This is a genomic window from Kinneretia sp. DJ1R-11 (genome assembly GCF_025717595.1).
GTDB lineage: Bacteria > Pseudomonadota > Gammaproteobacteria > Burkholderiales > Burkholderiaceae_C > Paucibacter_A.
This window is the reverse complement of record NZ_JAJIRR010000015.1, coordinates 113141-131448: the sequence shown is the minus strand read 5'-3', so window position 1 is coordinate 131448 and position 18308 is coordinate 113141. Positions and strand designations below refer to the sequence as shown.

General features: G+C 60.4%; 13 protein-coding genes, 1 tRNA gene and 3 pseudogenes. 11 read left to right on the top strand and 6 right to left on the bottom strand.

All coding sequences use genetic code 11. The annotated features are described in order from the left end of the window. The 4 genes and pseudogenes from LNV23_RS20870 to LNV23_RS20855 all read left to right on the top strand — a co-directional run. A pseudogene (locus LNV23_RS20870) lies at positions 1-164 on the top strand (HNH endonuclease); the annotation flags it as partial. Between the two features lie 198 nt (positions 165-362). Then, positions 363-428, top strand: a tRNA-Pro gene (locus tag LNV23_RS20865). Between the two features lie 904 nt (positions 429-1332). After that, a pseudogene (locus LNV23_RS20860) lies at positions 1333-2307 on the top strand (slipin family protein); the annotation flags it as partial. Positions 2308-2372: 65 nt separating this feature from the next. Continuing rightward, positions 2373-3599, top strand: a complete 1227-nt coding sequence (locus LNV23_RS20855; RefSeq protein WP_263564755.1) for an RtcB family protein — start codon at positions 2373-2375, stop codon at positions 3597-3599. Between the two features lie 945 nt (positions 3600-4544). Here LNV23_RS20855 and LNV23_RS20850 read toward each other — a convergent pair. From LNV23_RS20850 to LNV23_RS20835, 4 genes are all read right to left on the bottom strand, one after another. After that, a complete protein-coding gene (locus LNV23_RS20850; protein ID WP_263564754.1) occupies positions 4545-5561 on the bottom strand; it encodes a YncE family protein in 1017 nt (338 codons plus the stop codon). Between the two features lie 68 nt (positions 5562-5629). Next, entirely contained in the window at positions 5630-7780 is a 2151-nt protein-coding gene (locus LNV23_RS20845) for a TonB-dependent receptor domain-containing protein (RefSeq protein ID WP_263564753.1), read from the bottom strand. Between the two features lie 175 nt (positions 7781-7955). Further along, entirely contained in the window at positions 7956-9392 is a 1437-nt protein-coding gene (locus tag LNV23_RS20840; RefSeq protein WP_263564752.1) for a metallophosphoesterase, read from the bottom strand. A 21-nt stretch (positions 9393-9413) separates the two neighbouring features. Next, the gene (locus LNV23_RS20835) at positions 9414-10115 is read right to left on the bottom strand and encodes a phosphatase PAP2 family protein (protein ID WP_263564751.1); all 702 of its coding nucleotides are present in this window, start codon (positions 10113-10115) and stop codon (positions 9414-9416) included. 333 nt (positions 10116-10448) lie between these two features. Here LNV23_RS20835 and LNV23_RS20830 point away from each other — a divergent pair, with 333 nt between their 5' ends. The 4 genes from LNV23_RS20830 to LNV23_RS20815 all read left to right on the top strand — a co-directional run bounded on the left by LNV23_RS20830 (position 10449) and on the right by LNV23_RS20815 (position 14705). Continuing rightward, a complete protein-coding gene (locus LNV23_RS20830) occupies positions 10449-12842 on the top strand; it encodes a TonB-dependent receptor (RefSeq protein WP_263564750.1) in 2394 nt (797 codons plus the stop codon). Between the two features lie 2 nt (positions 12843-12844). Next, positions 12845-13501, top strand: coding sequence for a MotA/TolQ/ExbB proton channel family protein (locus tag LNV23_RS20825; protein WP_263564749.1), 657 nt, complete (start codon positions 12845-12847; stop codon positions 13499-13501). A gap of 38 nt (positions 13502-13539) precedes the next feature. Further along, on the top strand, positions 13540-13935 hold the full coding sequence (locus LNV23_RS20820) for an ExbD/TolR family protein (protein ID WP_263564748.1): 396 nt from the start codon (positions 13540-13542) through the stop codon (positions 13933-13935). Between the two features lie 128 nt (positions 13936-14063). Next, a complete protein-coding gene (locus LNV23_RS20815; protein ID WP_263564747.1) occupies positions 14064-14705 on the top strand; it encodes a TonB family protein in 642 nt (213 codons plus the stop codon). Positions 14706-14780: 75 nt separating this feature from the next. Here LNV23_RS20815 and LNV23_RS20810 read toward each other — a convergent pair whose 3' ends face one another. Continuing rightward, positions 14781-15479: a PepSY-associated TM helix domain-containing protein gene (locus tag LNV23_RS20810; protein ID WP_263564746.1), complete on the bottom strand. Its 699-nt coding sequence runs from the start codon at positions 15477-15479 to the stop codon at positions 14781-14783. Between the two features lie 90 nt (positions 15480-15569). Here LNV23_RS20810 and LNV23_RS20805 point away from each other — a divergent pair. The 3 genes and pseudogenes from LNV23_RS20805 to LNV23_RS20795 form a co-directional block, all read left to right on the top strand. Then, positions 15570-15962, top strand: a pseudogene (locus LNV23_RS20805) (IS30 family transposase); the annotation flags it as partial. A 108-nt stretch (positions 15963-16070) separates the two neighbouring features. Further along, entirely contained in the window at positions 16071-16403 is a 333-nt protein-coding gene (locus LNV23_RS20800; protein WP_263564745.1) for a hypothetical protein, read from the top strand. 401 nt (positions 16404-16804) lie between these two features. After that, the gene (locus tag LNV23_RS20795; protein WP_263564744.1) at positions 16805-17446 is read left to right on the top strand and encodes an MBL fold metallo-hydrolase; all 642 of its coding nucleotides are present in this window, start codon (positions 16805-16807) and stop codon (positions 17444-17446) included. Positions 17447-17467: 21 nt separating this feature from the next. Here the strand turns inward: LNV23_RS20795 and LNV23_RS20790 are convergent, their stop codons facing one another. Then, positions 17468-18082, bottom strand: a complete 615-nt coding sequence (locus LNV23_RS20790; RefSeq protein WP_263564743.1) for a PEP-CTERM sorting domain-containing protein — start codon at positions 18080-18082, stop codon at positions 17468-17470. Positions 18083-18308 lie beyond the last annotated feature (226 nt).

Here is an 18308-nt window from a genome sequence, read left to right as displayed (position 1 = left end):
CGCGCAAGGCCGACCGCACGCCGGAGGAGGCCAGGATGCCGCTGCTGTTCACGCCCTATGTGCCCAGCCGCTTCGAGGACTTCCTGCTCAAGGGCAGGCGGATTCGTGCGGACGTGCATGAGTGGCTGGCCGCACGGCTGCCAAAAGAATCGCGCCTGAGTTGATCCACGGGGTCGGCCCAGGCGCCAACAGATCTGCCTTGGAAGGCAGGGCTTACAGGTCGGGGGTACCACCCCACCGGTGCGCTGTGGCCGGGTTCGTCCCGTCGCTGCGGCGCATGCCGCTCTGCTGAAAGAGGCCGATACGGTGAAGCACGGTTGTCCCGCAAGGGTCCGGGTTCGACTCCCGGTTTCGCCACCACTGGATAGCTCAGTCGGGTAGAGCAACGGATTTGGAATCCGTGTGTCGTGGGTTCGACTCCCACTCCACAAATGGCCTGTCACGCCAGTGAAAAACGGTCGAAAGACCACCCAGCCGAACGTGCCGGTCTGCCTTCGGGTTTGAACGGCACCAGCGCGGCCACCTGTGCTTCGGGCACGCGGGGTCTGCGTCCATGGCCAGTCCGAGGCTTGTCCAGAAAGGGCATGCCGACGACGCACCGTGGCACCCAGTCCCAGGCATCCGAGGTACGTGTCCGCGCTGTAACGGCACCCTATTTGAAACACACGCTGCAACAAGGAGAAAACCATGACGATCAAGCGTGTCAATGTGAAGAAGAACGAGCGCGGCCTGCTGCTGCGCAATGGCGACTTCGAGCGTGTGCTGCAACCCGGCACACACTGGCTCCTGTCTGGACTGGATCGGCTTCAGNTTGAAACACACGCTGCAACAAGGAGAAAACCATGACGATCAAGCGTGTCAATGTGAAGAAGAACGAGCGCGGCCTGCTGCTGCGCAATGGCGACTTCGAGCGTGTGCTGCAACCCGGCACACACTGGCTCCTGTCTGGACTGGATCGGCTTCAGGTCGAACTGGTCGCCATCGGAGCTCCGGCTTTCGTGCACCCGCTGACTGACTACTTGCTGGCCAAGGAGCCGGCGGTGGTCGAGACCGAGTTCGTTCGTGTCGAGTTGAATGCGACGCAGGTCGGCCTGCGCAGCGAAAACGGTGTGCTTGTCGAGCTGCTGCCGCCTGAAACCCGCCGGCTGTACTGGAAGGGCTTGGTGGATGTGCAGGTTGAGGTGATCGACCTGGCCAGCATCACAGAACTGTCGCCTGCGCTCACCGCCCGGCTGTTGCAGACCCAGCTGCGTCCGCGCAGCATCACTGGCTTGGCTGGTGTGTTGCAGGTGGTCGTGCCGGAACACGGCGCGGGCATTCTGTGGGTCGACGGCAAGATCNGACTATTTGCTGGCCAAGGAGCCGGCGGTGGTCGAGACCGAGTTCGTTCGTGTCGAGTTGAATGCGACGCAGGTCGGCCTGCGCAGTGAGAACGGTGTGCTGGTCGAGCTGCTCCCGCCTGAAACCCGCCGGCTGTACTGGAAGGGCTTGGTGGATGTGCAGGTTGAGGTGATCGACCTGGCCAGCATCACAGAACTGTCGCCTGCGCTCACCGCCCGGCTGTTGCAGACCCAGCTGCGTCCGCGCAGCATCACTGGCTTGGCTGGTGTGTTGCAGGTGGTCGTGCCGGAACACGGCGCGGGCATTCTGTGGGTCGACGGCAAGATCGAGCGCTTGCTCGGTGCGGGTTCGTTCGCCTTCTGGAAGTTCAACCGCAGTGTGAATGTGGAGCTGGTGGACCTGCGCTTGCAGGCCGTTGAAGTCACGGGCCAGGAAATCCTGACCCGAGACAAAGTGGCGCTGCGACTCAATCTCTCGGCCACCTGGCGCTATTCGGACGTGCTCAGCGCATACAAGGCGCTGGCCAAGCCGGCCGAGCACCTGTACCGCGAACTGCAACTCGGCTTACGCGCTGCGGTGGGCACACGCTCGCTCGATGAGCTTCTTGAGAACAAGAGCGTCATCGATGAGGTCGTGACCGCGCAGGTGAAGGACAAGCTCGCCGCTCTCGGGCTCGAGCTGACCAGCGTCGGCGTCAAGGACATCGTGCTGCCCGGCGAGATGAAGACCATCCTCGCTCAGGTGGTGGAGGCCGGGAAAGCGGCCGAAGCCAACGTGATCCGCCGCCGCGAGGAAACCGCTGCAACGCGCTCGCTGTTGAACACCGCCAAGGTGATGGAGGACAACCCCGTCGCTCTGCGCCTCAAGGAACTGGAAACCCTGGAGCGTGTGGCGGAACGCATTGACAAGATCTCCGTTTTCGGAGGTCTGGACCAGGTGCTCAACGGGCTTGTGAAGCTGCGCTGATCACCGCCTCGGCTGGGCGCAACTTGAATCTCGCTCGGCCGGGGCTCTACATTGGAAACAAGATCATGGAACAAGAACAAACTCAACATATCCACGAAGACGTCCCCGGCGGTGTGCCGCTGAAGATGTGGACGCGTGGCGTGCCTATCGAGCCCGAAGCCAAGCGCCAACTCACCAACGCGGCACGCCTGCCCATCGTCTTCAAGCATGTGGCTGCGATGCCGGACGTGCACTTCGGCATCGGGGCCACCGTGGGCTCGGTCATCCCGACCATCAAGGCCATCATCCCGGCGGCTGTGGGTGTGGACATCGGCTGCGGCATGATGGCCTGCAAGACCACGCTGCGCGCTGAAGACTTGCCAGACAACCTCGCCCCACTGCGCGCTGCGATTGAACGTGCGGTGCCGCATGGACGCGCGCCAGGCAACCGTGACCCGGGTGCCTGGCAGAAACCGCCAGGTTCAGTGGACACGGCTTGGTCACAGCTGGAGCCCGAATTCAAGGGGATCTGCCGCAGCTATCCCAAGCTGGAGAAGACCAACCATCACAAGCATCTGGGCACGCTCGGAAGCGGCAATCACTTCATTGAAGTCTGTCTCGACGAGGCTGGTGCCGTCTGGTTCATGCTGCACTCTGGCTCGCGAGGCGTTGGCAATGCCATCGGCACCATGTTCATCGAACTGGCCAAGCAGGACGCGATGCGCCACCAGGCCAATCTGCCGGATCGCGACCTGGCTTACTTCGAGGAAGGCAGCCGCTACTTCGGCGACTACGTGCGCGCCGTGAGCTGGGCACAGAAGTACGCCGCGATGAACCGTGAGGTCATGATGCGCCGCGTGATCGAAGCGGCGAAGACGGTGCTGCACAAGAACTTCCAGAGCCACATCGAGGCGGTGAACTGCCACCACAACTATGTGCAGCGCGAGCAGCACTTCGGCGAGGACGTGTTCGTCACCCGCAAGGGCGCAGTGAGTGCCAAGGCCGGCCAACTGGGCATCATCCCAGGCAGCATGGGCGCGCGCAGCTTCATCGTGCGTGGCAAGGGCAATCCGGAGTCTTTCGAATCCTGCTCGCATGGCGCCGGCCGTGTCATGAGTCGTGGCGACGCCAAACGCAGCTTCACCCTGGCCGACCATCGTGCCGCCACTGAAGGTGTGGAGTGCCGCAAGGACAAAGACGTGCTTGACGAGACGCCGGCAGCCTACAAGGACATTGACGCCGTCATGGCCGCGCAGGCGGATCTGGTCGACGTGGTGCACACGCTGAAGCAGGTGGTTTGTGTGAAGGGTTGAACTTCTTGGGTTGATCGACACCACCATGCAGACGCTGAGGATGGTCAACTCGCGCTCGGCCGTAATGACGCATGCGTCTAGCGATCGGTGCAGGCCACAAGTCGGCTTTAGGCTGGTTGCTCCCGCTCGGATTCGTCAGTCGTAAAGTGGCAATGTGCCCGGAGCTAACGCCCGATCTCAGAGCTGGTGGTCGGAACCGAGGCTGTGGCTGCCAGCCTTGGAAAATGCGCTAGCCGGCGGAAGGCGGCTAGGGCCTGCCATTCGTGAGCGACCGGAGTGCATTCAGCTGACCCAGCTTAGAAATGGCCTGAGTCGTGGCGAAAAGGAGTAGCGATATGGTGGATTTGGACGCACTACGGTCAATTCCGACAAGGACGACTGCGCTTGGGGCTGAGTACATCGTTATGGCTGAGGTTCCGCAGCCATGGCGCGATCAGTGCTGGGCGTGGCTACCGGCGCGCCATGCTCGGCTGCTTGTTGAAGGTGTCGGGCCTTCTGCTCTGATCCAGGATTGGAACGAGTGGCTGAATCACCTGACGGACACCACGACATAGCCTTTTGGGAAGGCAGTGTCCGTTTTCTGGTCTGCTGTTAGCGGTCAATTCCTGTCACCCAATGCCACCGTTCGAGCGACAGCTTCGTGCCCAAAGCCGAAATTGATCGGGTGGCAGCAGGAGGCTGATCTGAGTCATTCACGGATCAGCGCCTGAGCGACAGCAACCACGAACAGCGGTCATTGAGTGCGAATGGCATCGATCGGCAGCTCCACCCTCAGCACCGATCGCTTAACTGCGAAGTAGTACTGTACGAGTTCATACGACCGCTTTCGCGTTCACTACTTGAAGCGGGCCGCGGTACGGCGTGCCACGGCAATTAGTCCATCTCATATGTGTCGGCACGCTGCAGGTGTTGGGCCAAGGTCAAGCGAAGTGAGGGCGACCTATCTCAGGACTTGGGCCCGAGCACCAGTACCTCAAAGTTCGTGCCCGCGCCCGTGGGTAAGTAGAGGTGTCCAGTTGTTGGGTCCATCGCCATTGTTTTTGCGCCCTTGGCCGTGCTGACTGAAGGCTCTACTTGGTAGTGATCAGCGTCAAGTTGGCGGATCACACTGAGGCTTGCGTCGTCGCCATTTGAGACGTAGATCGTAGCCGTCCGATCGTCATAGATCACAGCGTCCGGATGTGCGCCGATGGGCAACTCGGCTACGCGGCGACCGCTTTGCATATCGCTGACCACCAGTTTGTGGTTTTGGCAGGACGAGAACACCCTTTGATGGGCCAAATCAAGCGCCAGCCCGGTTGGCCCTTCGCAGTCTTTCAACTCAAAGCGCCGCGTGATGGCTTGCTTGCTCTGATCCAGCACTTCGACGGCAGGATGATCCTCGATGTGGAAGTAGATCCGCCCCTGGCCATCGGCTTGAGCGAACTCGGGCACACCCGAAACTTTGACCGACGCAAGTACCCGGCGCTGCTTGGGATCGACAATATTCAGGTTGGCGCTCTTGCCGTTGAAGACGTAGAGCAGCTTCGCACCCGGCTCGTAGAGGATGGCGTCCGGTGACAGGCCGTCAACGGTGATCTGCCCGAGTGACTTCAGGCTGTCAATCTCGAACACGGTCAAGCTGTTGCCGGCGCCGTTGCTGGTGAAGCCCAGCCCCAGGTCCTCTGCCAAAGCGACACCATGCACCCCGGCGGTGTCAGGAATGCTCCCGATCAGTGAGCCTGTTTTGCTGTCCAACACTTCAACGCGATTGCCTCGGGTGACGAAGAGGCGATGTCGATTCGAATCGACGGTCGCGTAGTCCCATTTGGATGATCCGGCCAATGTCCAATGCTGCTGGACTTCAATTGACTTGTTTGCGATTGATGCCGCTTGTTGCGGTTCAAGGGCCAGAGTGATGCTGCTTGCGAGCAGCAGAGCGGCAGTCAGGGCCGACTGCAGGAAAGAAAGCGGTGTGTACATTGCTATGTAGCCTTGGGTTTGATGATGTGCTTGTGCGGGCAATTGCCTCACGCCGATGGCTTCGCTTTCTACTGTTCGTAGTCGAAGCTGCTGGACTTGCCGCTTTTCTTGGGTTTGCCGAGTGTGTAGCTCAGACCAATAAACACTGACTGCCCGGGCTGAACCCGTTCATAGCGCTGGTTCAGTCCTGGCAGGCTGGATTCACGAATCAAGCGTTGGCCATTGAACAGATCGGCGACCGTGCAGACCAGGGACAAGTCAGTGCGCAACTGGCGTTTGAACCCGAGGTTCAGCAGCTGGATGGGCGCAATCGATCCTTGGGGCGTCAGTCGACGGTCTGTACGGCTGAAGGAAAGTTGCAGCACGTCAATGGCGCTGGGGTGCCAATCTAAGCTGGCTTTCAGATTGAGTCCATTGCTCGAGCGCAGCCCGCTGGTGCCCAACGCTGTCGCATCGATTTGCTGCTGAAACAGATTGCCGCTCAACCGACCACTGAGTTGGGCACCCAAAGCGCCATCAAGGTTGAACTCCAGTCCCTCGGAGGTCGTGCGAGGCAGGTTGACCTTGGTGATCAAAGTGACGTCGGGGCTGATCAACTGAGTCAGGTCGGTGACGCTGTTGCGGTTGATCCGCCAATAGCCCGTCACCCCATAGGTGGCTTTATTGGATTCCTTGCGGTAGCCCAGTTCGACCGACTGCGTGTCCTGAGGTCTCAAGTTGGGATTGCCCGAGCGCAGGTTGTGCGTGTCTTGGTGATCGATCAACGGGTTCAGTGACTCAGGGTCAGGTCTTGACAGTCGCCGCCCATATCCCAACGTCAGCGACTCTTGTTCGCTGAGCGAATGTTCCAGCCGTAGCGACGGATAGACTCCCCCGTAGCGCTGTGCCAGTGTTTCACCGCTGCTGTGCTGTTCACCGTTGACTGCGGTGTGTTCGACACGGGCGCCGGCCAGGAAGGTCCAGTTGTCCCAGTTGCGTTGCCAAGACGCATAGGCGGCCAGGATGTTTTGGTGGAAGCGGTAGTCGTTGTTCAACGCGGGGTTGGGAACAATCGCGCCGCTGAGGGGGTCGACATCGTCGCCCGCCGGGAAGAAGTGATTGTTGTCGTGTTGCGCCGCCGCGCCCGCCTTGAGTTGACTGTCATCAGACAGAGGCAAGAGATAGTCGACCGTAAGCTCGTGCATCACCAGGTCGTGGTTCAGGTAGAGGTGATCGACGCTGAGGGCAGCTTGCGGGAGCACTTGCACATTTTGGTAAGCGTAACGCTCGCGTTCGTGCTCGACGGAGCGGTGCATGCCCAGCGTCAGCGTTTCATTGGCCACACGCAATTGCTGCTTGAAGCGCAGTGTTTGTTCACTGTTGCGGCTCCACTCGTGGCCGTCACTGTGTCGATCGCTCAGTTTGATTGCTATGTTAGGCGCCGAGTTGCTGCTGTTGTGCTGGTCAAAAAAGCGGTCTCCGGTGCGTTCGCGCCAGGCACTGTCTAGGCTTAGGCTTTGCTGATCGCTGAGCTTGTAGTCCAGCCCTGCTTTCACGGAAGGAATCACTCGACGCAAGTGTTCGTTCAGCTGCTCGTCGCTGATGACTATTTGTTGCGTTTTGGGGTCTTGCACCGTCAATTGCGATCGGATGTTGCGCTGCCTGTCATCTTGGCGAAGGCCTACGCTGCCGTTCAAACTGAGCGCATTCTGCTGCCAACTGCCGATGGCCGACAGAGCTCCTCGGCGATGGTTACCCAGGCTGGCCTGTGCCGACGCCGAAGGGCCGCCTAGCAAATTGCGGCGGGTGATGATGTTGATGACGCCGCCCGTGCCCTCGGCGCGGTACTCCGGTGGCGGGTTGTTCATCACTTCAACGCGGTCGATGTCGCCGGCGGACAACTGCATCAGGCCGTCTCCAGCATTGGGGCCGCTCAACAGAGCTGAAGGTTTGCCATCGATCAGGATCATCACCTTGCTGTCCCCGCGCAGGCTCAGCTTGCCGTCGGCGTCAACATCAACCGAAGGCAATTTGCTGAGCACGTCCGCCGCACTTCCCGTCATCGCCTGAAGATCGTCGCTCACCTTGTAAACCTTGCGGTCGACCAGGTTCAGAACGAGCCGGGACTTTCCCGCTGTCACCACCGTGGGCAAGTTTGCGGGTGCATCGGCGGCCTGAGCTGCGCTGGCCAAGGTGGCTGTGGCCAGGACAGCGAAGGCGGCAGAGTATCGTTTTTTCATGGGGTACTGGGCCGGCTGGCATCAAGGCACAGCCACCACCAAAAGAGAAGTGAAGGTCATCAAGCTGCCCTATGCGGAACAACGGATCAGGAACGCGAGCGCGCCGAACCGCAGGCATGCGGGCTCGGCGCTGCAGTGCGCAGCCCGGACGCATGCCGGGCTGTCCGGGGCGGGCTTACTTGCTGACGGTGAACTTGTCGAGTTCAGTTCCTGCCGCGTTCAATTGACGCAACGTCAGCGACTTGCCTTGCACATCGACCACTGTCAACGAGTGTTCATTGGAGATGAACTTGTCGGTGAATTTCTGCCAAGAGTCCGGGTCGTTGTGCTGCTCGACGTTGTAGAGCTCCTTGCCGCCGGCGCCGGTGACGACATAGATGATGCCCCTGGGATGGGTATTGCTCTTGCCATCAAAGGATTTGTCCAACACCCAGCGGCCATTGACGACACGACCACGGATGGTCTTACCATCGCGCCCACCAACCAGCAGCGTGCCCTTCTTTTGAGGAACAAAGCTCAAGGGATAGGAGCGCTGGTAGTTGTGCAGGTGGCCATTGAAAACGATGTCGACCTTACCCGCTTCCATGATGGGCGACAGCAGGCGCATGTGTTGCTGCTCCAAATGCTCGTTAGACGAATTGAAGCCAGGGTGGTGGAAGGTCACAAAGCGCCAGGTGGCCCCAGCCGCAGCCGCAAGGTCCTTGGCCACCCAGTCCAGCAACTCTGCATTGGTCCAGTCCACATAGGGGTTGGAGTCCAACACAGTCCAATGTGTGTTGCCGTAGTTGAACGAGTAGTTGGCCATGCGGGGATAGGCAGGCCCAGCAGCATCCAGGAAGGCCTTGCGATTGGCCTCATTGGCGTTCAAGGGTGGCACGATCGGGCCGCCTTCGGCGCCTTGCGGGCCGTTCAAGGGCTGATCCCAGAAGAAGTAGTAGGCAAGGCCGTCGGGGTACTTGTTCAGGTCACGGTTGTCGATGTCGTGATTGCCGGGCACCGTCACCATGGGCACGCGGCGCATCAGCGGCACGCCACCGACGTGTTCGGTGTTGTAGGTCGGCCAGAAGTTCTTGTCGTATTCGGACACCAAACCGTATTCATAGACGATGTCGCCCGGCACAACGACCAGGTCAGGCTTCTCTTGATAGGCGCGTAGTGCCATGGCCTTTTGTTCGGCCGTGCCAGCGCCGACGTCGCCGAACGCGACGAAACGGAAGCCTTGCTCGGCCGACTTCGGCGCCAGTGCTTCGGCATTGAACACGGGCTTGCCCGCTTTCAGCACCCGATAGTTGAAGCGGCTGCCAGGCTGCAGGTCCGCTAGCGCCACATCAAAAACTTTGCGAGGGGCCACGCCAGCCACGGCGACGCGGCGCATTTGTGGTGCGTCCGCAGGCTTCCACGTACCGCCTTCGGCGGCTTGCACTTCAACCGACCAATCGCTCGTCGCATCAGTGTCGTTGCCATGCCACATCAATTGCAGTGTGCTTGCTGACGGCTGCTTGCCGATTTGCAAATACGGTTTGACGACAAAGGGGTCGATCCCTTGTGCCTGAGTGGCTGACAGCGCAATGGCCAGGGGCAAGCACAGGCCCAGTTGCTTGAGTGTTTTCATGAGTGGCTCGGATGTCGTGACTTATTGAGTGAGTGAAGCAAGGCCCAGTGCCCGGCGAGTCTCGTTGCGGGCGGCGACCATGTCTCGCTGGTACTGAGGGTTCTGCGCCATCAGTGCGTAGCCGCTGTAGGCCAGCAATCTGCTGGCCTGCAGATCGCTGGGGAAATTGACGCCGCAAATCAGGCGAGCTTGAGCAAAGTCAGCAGCGCGGGCCAGGATGGCGTCCCGCTTCTCCGGCACCATGTCGATCAGCGTCAGCGCCAGCCAATAGCCGGCCAGCGTGTGACCGCTGGGGTAGGAGTCCGCGCGCTCCTTGGTTTCGCACACCGGGTTCAGCGTTTTGTCCAGGTGATAGGGATGAGCCCGCTGGAATGCCTTTTTGGCGGGGCCGCCAGCCAGTCCGGCATCGCCCTTGACCTTGGCCGATAGCGCCGCCGTCAGGGGCAGTGACTTGGCGTTGAAGCGTTCACCCAGCACGGTTTGGAACAGGAACAGAGTTTCGTCCTGCTCATCGGCACGGACCTTTTCAACCTGCGCTGGCGTGCGTTGAGCCGCGAGTTGTCGCAGCTCGATCAGCTCTGCTTGTGTGATGGCCGAATCGGCCGCGGGGGCCGACGGCAGGATCTGTGGTCCACGCAACAGTTCAGGCGCCACATAGGCTGGATCACGAGCTTGCGCACAGGCACAAGCCAGGCCGCACAGCATCAACACGGGCAATTTCATTGGCATCTTTTTCATGGTGTCGACGGCACGATGCCGCGGCTTGGGAAGGAGCAAGTTGAGTCACTGCGCGCTGTACCTCCCGGCACAGAACACAGTGGCTTTAGCGGTCCGCACTGTCGGCTCCGTGCGTGTCCATGCCGTGACATCGCAGGTGTGCATCAAGGTAAAGAAATGCTGCTGAATCATGACTAGCAATTTGTTCAAACGATCACGGATCTGTCACTGAATCGGCCGACCATCTGCGGCTTGCCTGAGTCAGCACCGAGGCATTGCAAGCCGCTTCGCCGTGACTCCACCGATCACAACAATCCCGCACTCCAGCCCCACTCGATCATGCAAACCCCTTACACCCCGCGCCGTACCCCCCTTGCCATTCACCTCAGCCAGTGCTTGTTGATCGGCCTTGCCGCCGGTGCCACGCCGTTGGTGTTTGGTCAAGCCGCCGCGCCTGCTGCGCCTGCTGCCGCAGCCAGTGCAGCCAGTGCAGCCAGTGCAGCCAGTGCAGCCACTGGCAACACGAGCGCCAGCACGGATCTTGGCACCATCGGTGCCACCACAGCCGCGGGGGCATACCGTCCTGACGAGGCACGCAAGGGCACCGCCAGTGCCGTGGCACCAACACAGGCCAGCTTGCAAGCGACACAGCCGCAATCGATCATCACGCGCGAGTTCATCGACCTGTCCGTCGCACCCACTGCCGAGTACAGCCGCCTGGTCAACATCGCACCCAGCCTCTCGGGTGACTCGTCCAACGGCCCTGGCCTGAGCGAGACCAAGACCACCTTGCGCGGCTTCAAGGACGGCGAATACAACGTCACCTTTGACGGCATCCCTTGGGGCGACACCAATGGCCCCTCGCACCACTCCACCTCCTTCTTCCCGGCGGCGATCATTGGCGGCGCCGTGATCGAACGCGGTCCTGGCAATGCCAGCAACCTGGGCTATGCCACCTTCGGCGGCTCTATTGACCTGTTCTCGAAAAAGCCGGCCGAGAAGTCATCCTTCAGTGCCTTTGGCACCTTCGGCAGCTGGAACACCAGCCTGATTGGCATGGGCTATGAAAGCGGCCGCCTGGAGAACTACGGCGACGCCACACTGCAGCTGAACTATCAGCACATGAAGTCGGACGGCTACCTCAGCTACAGCCCAATTAAGAGCGACAACCTCACGGTCAAAACTGAGCGCCCGCTCGGCGACGCGCACCTGCTGACCGCCTTTGCATCGATCAACAAGAACAGCTATCACCAGCCCGACGTGGCCGTTCGAACCTTGTCGCAGGTCGCCAAGTTTGGCAAGAACTTCCTGCTCAATGACGACCCCAAAAGCCTGAACTACATCGGCTACAACGTCTCTGATAAGGATACTGATTTTGGGTACCTGCGCCTTCGCAGCGCTTGGGGCGATGGTTGGAACAGCGACAACCAGCTCTACACCTACGCCTACGACAACCAATCGACCTCCGCCGATGTCACGACCTGGACAGGCACTGATGGTGCGGGCGCTGACCCCCGTGTGACGAACTCGCTGACGCGTACCAAGATCGTTGGCAACGTGCCCGGCTACGACAAGCTGAACAAGTACCGCGTGGTGGGTGACATCGCCAAGGTGACCAAGCAGACCTCGATCGGTCTGGCCCGTATGGGCCTTTGGATCGAGCATGCATCGACCGATCGCCACCTCTACGATCTGGACCTGACGACAGGCCTGTACAACCGTAAAGAGTCGCCGGTCAATGCAGCTACTTTGGTGGGTAGCGATCGCCCCATCGACAGCGTCAGCTACGAAGAGCACTCGACCATCCGCAACATGCAGCCTTTTGCTGAGTTTGAGTGGAAGCTCTCGCCCGAGACCACCGTCACCCCAGGCGTGAAGTCCGTCAACATCACCCGCACGGCCAACTCGCAAGTCGGTGCCACGACCCGTGCCCTGAACGCCACGGCAGACAAGACATATCACGCCACGCTGCCGTTCCTGAGCGCCAACCATCGCATCAACGATGGCCTGTCGGTCTACGCGCAGTACGCCAAGGGCTTTGTCATTCCTTCGCTGAGCACCTTCTACATCGTTGACCCCAGCAAGAACAGCACTGCGCCCCAAACCTCGACCAACTACCAACTGGGTCTGGTGGGCAAGTCCGACGCCATGACATGGGACTTCAACGTCTATCGCATTGACTTCAAGAACAAGCTGGTCTCCAACGGCTTGGCGGGTGCCGCCGCCGCCTTCATCAACCTCGGTGGTGCCAAGTATCAAGGCATTGAAGCGCAGATGGCCTATGTGATGGGTGGCGGTTTCTCTGCTTACGCCAACGGTTCGGTCAATCAGGCCAAGGCCAACGACACCGACCGACAAATCGCTGGCGCGCCGGAAATGACCGCCGCATTGGGCACGCTGTACAGCCGTGATGAATGGTCGGGCTCCCTGATCTACAAGCGCACAGGCAAGATCCGTCAGGCCAACTATGACGCCAGCAAGCCGGCCATCGGCGGTGTGGCGTTCTATGACTACTACCAAACACCGGCATACGGCAGCCTGGACTTCGGCATGGCTTATGACTTCAAGTCAGCCAGTCCCTTTGGCAAGGGTCTGAAACTGCAGTTGAACGTGTTCAACCTGCTCAACGACCAATCGGTCACGGCCATCAGCGTTGGCAAGACGCTGGTGATTGACACTTACACCTATCAGGCGCCGCGCAGCGTGCAATTGTCGGTGAAGATGGAGTTCTGACCATGAGCCTGAGTAAGATTTTGGAGCTGGCCAATCAATCAGGGGGCACGCTGTATTTGATGGCACTGTTGATGCTGATCGCATTGACGGTGATCATCGAGCGCAGCCACTATCTGTCCAAGATGCAGTCTGGGGGCGATGCCCTGATTGCATTGCTGCATGCCAACACGCCAACCCATGCCGAGCCCATGCAACTGGCTTTGCGTCAGCATGCCAAGCTGCCGCACATAAGCCTGTTCCAGGCCGCTCTGATTGAGCCGCCCGATGCCGAGCGCGACAGTTGCGCGGGCCATCTGGAGGAAGCAGTCATGCGTGAGGTGCCGACCTTGGATCGTTCACTGTGGTTGCTGGACACCGTCATCACACTGGCGCCTTTGCTGGGACTGTTTGGCACCATCATCGGCATGTTCGGCGCCTTCTCGGTACTGGGTGATGTGCAAAACGGCGCCAGCCAGGTGACTGGCGGTATCGCGGAAGCGCTGATTGCCACAGCCTCTGGCCTGGCGATCGCGATGATCGGCCTGATCTTCTTCAACTGGCTGAGTACCAAGGTCCGCGTCATCGTCCATCAGATGGAAACCATCAAGGTGATGTTGCTGAACCGTCGCTTCGGCCCACCGCAGCAGCAAGATGGTCGCTCCAGCTTGCGTGCGGCTTGAGGTCGCAGCTTAGGTCCCAATAAGAAGGCGTTCATTTCATGCGTTACTTTGAAACTCGCAAGGCCCGCATCGAGATCATCCCGATGATCGACATCATGCTGTTCCTGCTGGTGTTCTTCGCGATGATGACCTTGCGAATGATTCCGACCACGGGCCAGGTCAGCAAACTGCCGACCAGCAGCACCGCTAGCGTGATGCCGGCGCCCAAATTGCTGATTGAGATCCGTGCTGGAGGACATGTTTTCGTTGACGGGCAAGCCACGGACGATGCCAGCCTTACGGCGCTCGTCCGCGGCCGCGATGCCGCAAAGCTGGCCGTCACCATTGCGGGAGGTGAGGATGCATCCCTGCAACAAGTGATGCATGTGATCGATGCCGTGCGTAAAGGTGGTGCCACTCAAATTGGACTGGCTGCGCGCCAGAGCTCGGAATGAATGGAAGCCTGAGTGCTGCGTTGGACCTGGGCATCCCCACGGCGGGAGTTGCATCGCAGCCAGAACGGCCATTGCAAGCTGGGCAAATTCAGGTTCAACACTCGAGGAAATCCAAACCCATACGAGCCTTGAGCGCCGCTTTGCTGCTGGAATCTTTGCTGATTGGAGGGCTGGTCTTTGCGGTCAGCCAACCCAAAGTCATTCCGCATATTGAAAGCGTGCCCCTGATGATCGAGCCCTTGCCCGATGCTCCGACACCTGAGCTACCTGCTCCTCCACGACCACCGCTGCCCTCGGTAAGCCCGGTGACGCCGCAAGTGGTTCGTCAGGTGCAGCCGGTCACACAGCACGTGCAGCAGCAGACCCCAACGCCAGCAACACCGGTGGTTCAAGCAGCCCCTGTCGAACCGGCGCCTCAGGCAGTTCCGCAAGCCTTCAGTACACCCCCGGCGCCCGCGCCCGTGGCGCAAGCACCGGCACCGGTGGCGCAAGACCTGGCTCCGGCTTACAACGCCAAATTGGCTGCCGCGGTGCAGGCTGCGTTTGAGGTGCCTGCTCCAGCCCATGCCTTGAACTTCAAGGGGCGTGCGCGCGTGGAGTTCACGCTGCAGGACGGTGTCGCATCGGCCATCCGCATCGTGCAAGGCAGTGGTCTGGGTGCGGTTGATCGAGCCGCCATCAAGGCAGTGCAGGCCGCGGCGTTTCCGCAGTCCCCAGCTGGCTTGCAGACCCAGGGCAACAGCTACCAGATTTGGGTGGCCTGCTTTTGATTTGAAACGGTGGCGCGTCAAGCGCGCCACCACTGATTCATGCCTGTATCAATGGCGCAGTGAAGGCCGCCCAGCTCAGCTCAGCGCCAAGGCCAGTGTCAGGCTCAGTGCACTGCCCAAAATCGCCAAGCCGACGGCGCGGCGGCGATGGGTCAACATCCACAGCGCAACACCTGAGAGCGACAGCAGCATGATGCTGCCCGCCAGTGTGTCAACCAGCAAGATCCACGGTGCTGTCATGCCGCTTCCCTTGTGCAATTGCGTCAGCGTGGCCAGCAGACCATTTTCGGTGCGGCGCACATTGACCGTTTTGTTGCCGCGCCAATACTCGGCTTGCAAGCTGAGCTTGGGGCCTGCAAAGCTCACGGTCCAGCGCTCAGGTTGCATCAGAACTTGACCACCCTCGGCGTCTTCTGCCCAAGGCACAGGTTTAGCTTTGTCTGTGCGAATGGAACTGGCAGGCGCTACGGTCCGCAGGTGCTGTTGCAGCCATTGCGCCATGGCTTCAGCATTGGCTGGGGAAGGGCTGGGCAGGGGCACTTGTTCGCTGTTGCGCTGCTGAGCCATATCAGGCAGCTTCAACACGGCGCGGTGATTCAACCAGATGCCACTGAAGCCGAAGAGCAAGCCCAGGCTGGCCCCCCACAGTCCGATCCAACCATGTGACTTTCTCAGCCATTGAACCGCCACGATCTTGCCAGGCACCTTGAGCGCGGCTTCCGAGCGAACCTGAGCGGGGTGGAGGCTTGGTGTCGTTGCACGGGTGCGGGTCATGATCAGGTCCTGGGTCTGTGTGGCGCTACGAGCGCCTGAAATTTAACCGGTCAGCTTGAAGGACGAACGAGACACCGTGATGAATCGTGAGCCGTGCCTGGTCACTGGGAAGGTGACTTGGTCTTCGGCAGCGACAACAGTCAGATCGCGACGCTGGTTGAGCGTCAGACGCGATACGTGATATTGGTGAAGGTGGGCGGCAAGGACACTGGGACCGTTGTCAACGCCCTGATCAAAAATGCTCGCAAGCTGCCTCAGGAACTCTACAAATCACTGACGTGGGATCGAGGCAAGGAGATGGCCGCGCACAAGAGCTTCACGATGGCCACCGATATCCAAGTCTTCTTTTGCGATCTGCAGAGCCCATGGCAACGAGGTAGCAACGAGAACACGAATGGATTGTTTCGGCAGTACATGCCAAAGGGCATCGACATCTCAGGGTACTTCTCCAGGCAGTGCAGGGCAGACCACAGGAACGGCTGAATCAGCCGGGCTCTGTAAGCCATTCTTGCAGCGATGTAGTCCTTGTCTGCGGTCTCACGGAAGCTTCTGATCGCGAAGTCATTAACCAAAATATGCATCGGGTGCGACATGCGTAAGGCTGCCGAGCGAGGCTTTGCTGCACTGAGAGAGCAACTGAAGCGGACAACGCAAGACACTGAAGCAATCCGTTCAGCGCTTTCTGGCGCTCAATGGCTGACCCAGCAGCAGTGGAGCATCCGTGAGCGCCGGTACTCTGATCTATTGCTGGAATTGGCCAGATTTCAGTCATCGCTGGAAGACCGAATGACCTTCTTCCATGAGCCAGGCTCTGAGGATGTACGCCAGTTCGCGAAGCAGAAAGCAGTCGAGAAGGCGAAGGCGGAACGGGAAGCAAAGAAGGCAGCGAAGCTCGTAGCCAGACGGCCGGGACAGACAGAATAGAGGGCAGCAGCTCGACATTTCGTTCAGCCGCTTCGGGTAGGCTCCGGCCAGGTGACATGCGCTGGACGGGGCGCTCAGGATCGAACCTCGATCGCTACTTGTCGAACGGCTGGTCTCAGATGAGCAGCGGCCCTACGTTGCACCGCCAGTCGAATGGTCGCTGCTGATCGAAGCAGCTGCTTAGACCGCCGGCCGCGAGTGGCTTTGACCAGCCTCAAGCAGTCAGGCCCCCCGAGTCTTCTCCACGCCGTTTACGCGCCTCCTGGCGCTTCCAATCAGCTACCTTTCCCAACTGTGACGCCAGGCTTCGAAACTTTGGCCACATCGCCTGGCCGGTCACCCCCCAAGACTTCGATAATTTGACAGTAACTTCGAAACTTTGTTCTCAGCCTCCTCCTGCCATGACCTTGCGCTATCAAACCATCCCCGTGACCGCTTTCCAGCAGAACTGTTCCCTGGTCTGGTGTGATCAGACGATGGACGCGGCCGTGATCGACCCCGGCGGGGACCTTCTGCGTATCCGGGCGGCGGTGCAGCAGCAAGGGCTCACGCTCAAGGCGATCTGGTTGACCCATGCTCATATCGATCATGCCGGCGGCACCGGGCAGCTGGCGCGTGAGTTGCAGCTGCCCATCATCGGCCCGCATCCGGGTGATCAGTTCTGGATCGATGGCCTGGCGCAGCAAAGTCAGATGTTCGGCTTCCCAGCCGCGGAGCCCTTCGCGCCGACGCGCTGGCTGGCCGATGGCGACACCGTGCAGATTGGCCGCCAGACCTTGAATGTGCGTCACTGCCCCGGCCACACACCTGGCCATGTGGTATTTCATTCGCCGGCGATTGCGCGCGCCTTCGTCGGCGATGTGCTGTTCGCCGGCAGCATCGGCCGCACTGATTTTCCCGGCGGCGACCATGGCACGCTGCTGGCCTCGATTCGCGAGCGGCTCTGGCCCATGGGCGACGAGACGGTGTTCATCCCCGGCCACGGCCCGGAAAGCAGCTTTGGCGCCGAGCGGCGCAGCAATCCCCATGTGCGGGATCGCTGAATGCGGCGCCTCTCCAGGCTCTCAGCCCGGCTGCTGGGCGCGGCGCTTCGTCAGGGCGCCGATCAGGCCCAGGCCCGCCAGCAACATCAGATAGGACTCGGGTTCAGGGACTGCGCTCACGGTGTCAATCCGCCCGGTCAGGCCCTGGCTGTTCTCCTGAAACTGCTGAGCCACCACCTGGGTCAGCGCTGGCGGCGTGCTGGGCAAGAGGCCCTGGCTGTAGTCAATGGCGTTCAAGTCACTCCAACGCAGGATCAGCGAGACGGCACCGAGCTGAAATGTCAGGCCGTCCACCAGCGGCCCCGTGGGGTCCGGGGGGTTGAGCTGGTTGTCGCGCACATAGATCAAGCCCCCGGCGCTGGCGTCCAGCTGCTGCCAGCTGTCTGTGCCGATCTGGTAGCGGATCGTCAGGGCTGAAATGTCGAGCGAATGCCGGTTGGGATTGACGGGCGTCAGTTCCTTGGCTGCCGTGTCGAAGTTCACCACCGCCTGAAAGCCGTCGCCCAGCTGGTGGCTTGACGTGCTTCCCACGCCAATGAGCTGGCCTTGGAAACTCCAGCTGACGAGATCGGCCTGGGCCAGTGGGGCCAGTGCCAGCAGTGCGGCGCCACAGAGGGCATGAAGTTTGGATGTCATGGCATGTTCCTGGTCGAGGATCAAAAAAGAGAGGGGAGGCTTGGCTGCCCAGGACTGCAGTGTCAAAGACATCCGGCGCGCTGTGTGCGACATGTCACGACGTTTTGTGACGCGGCTGTCGCACACCAGAGCGGGCTGATCTGGAGCGCAGACTTTGCTCGTAAGAGCACAATGGGACTGTCTGGCTTGCCGTCCGGCTTCGAAGTCAGGCATGACCTGACCCTGG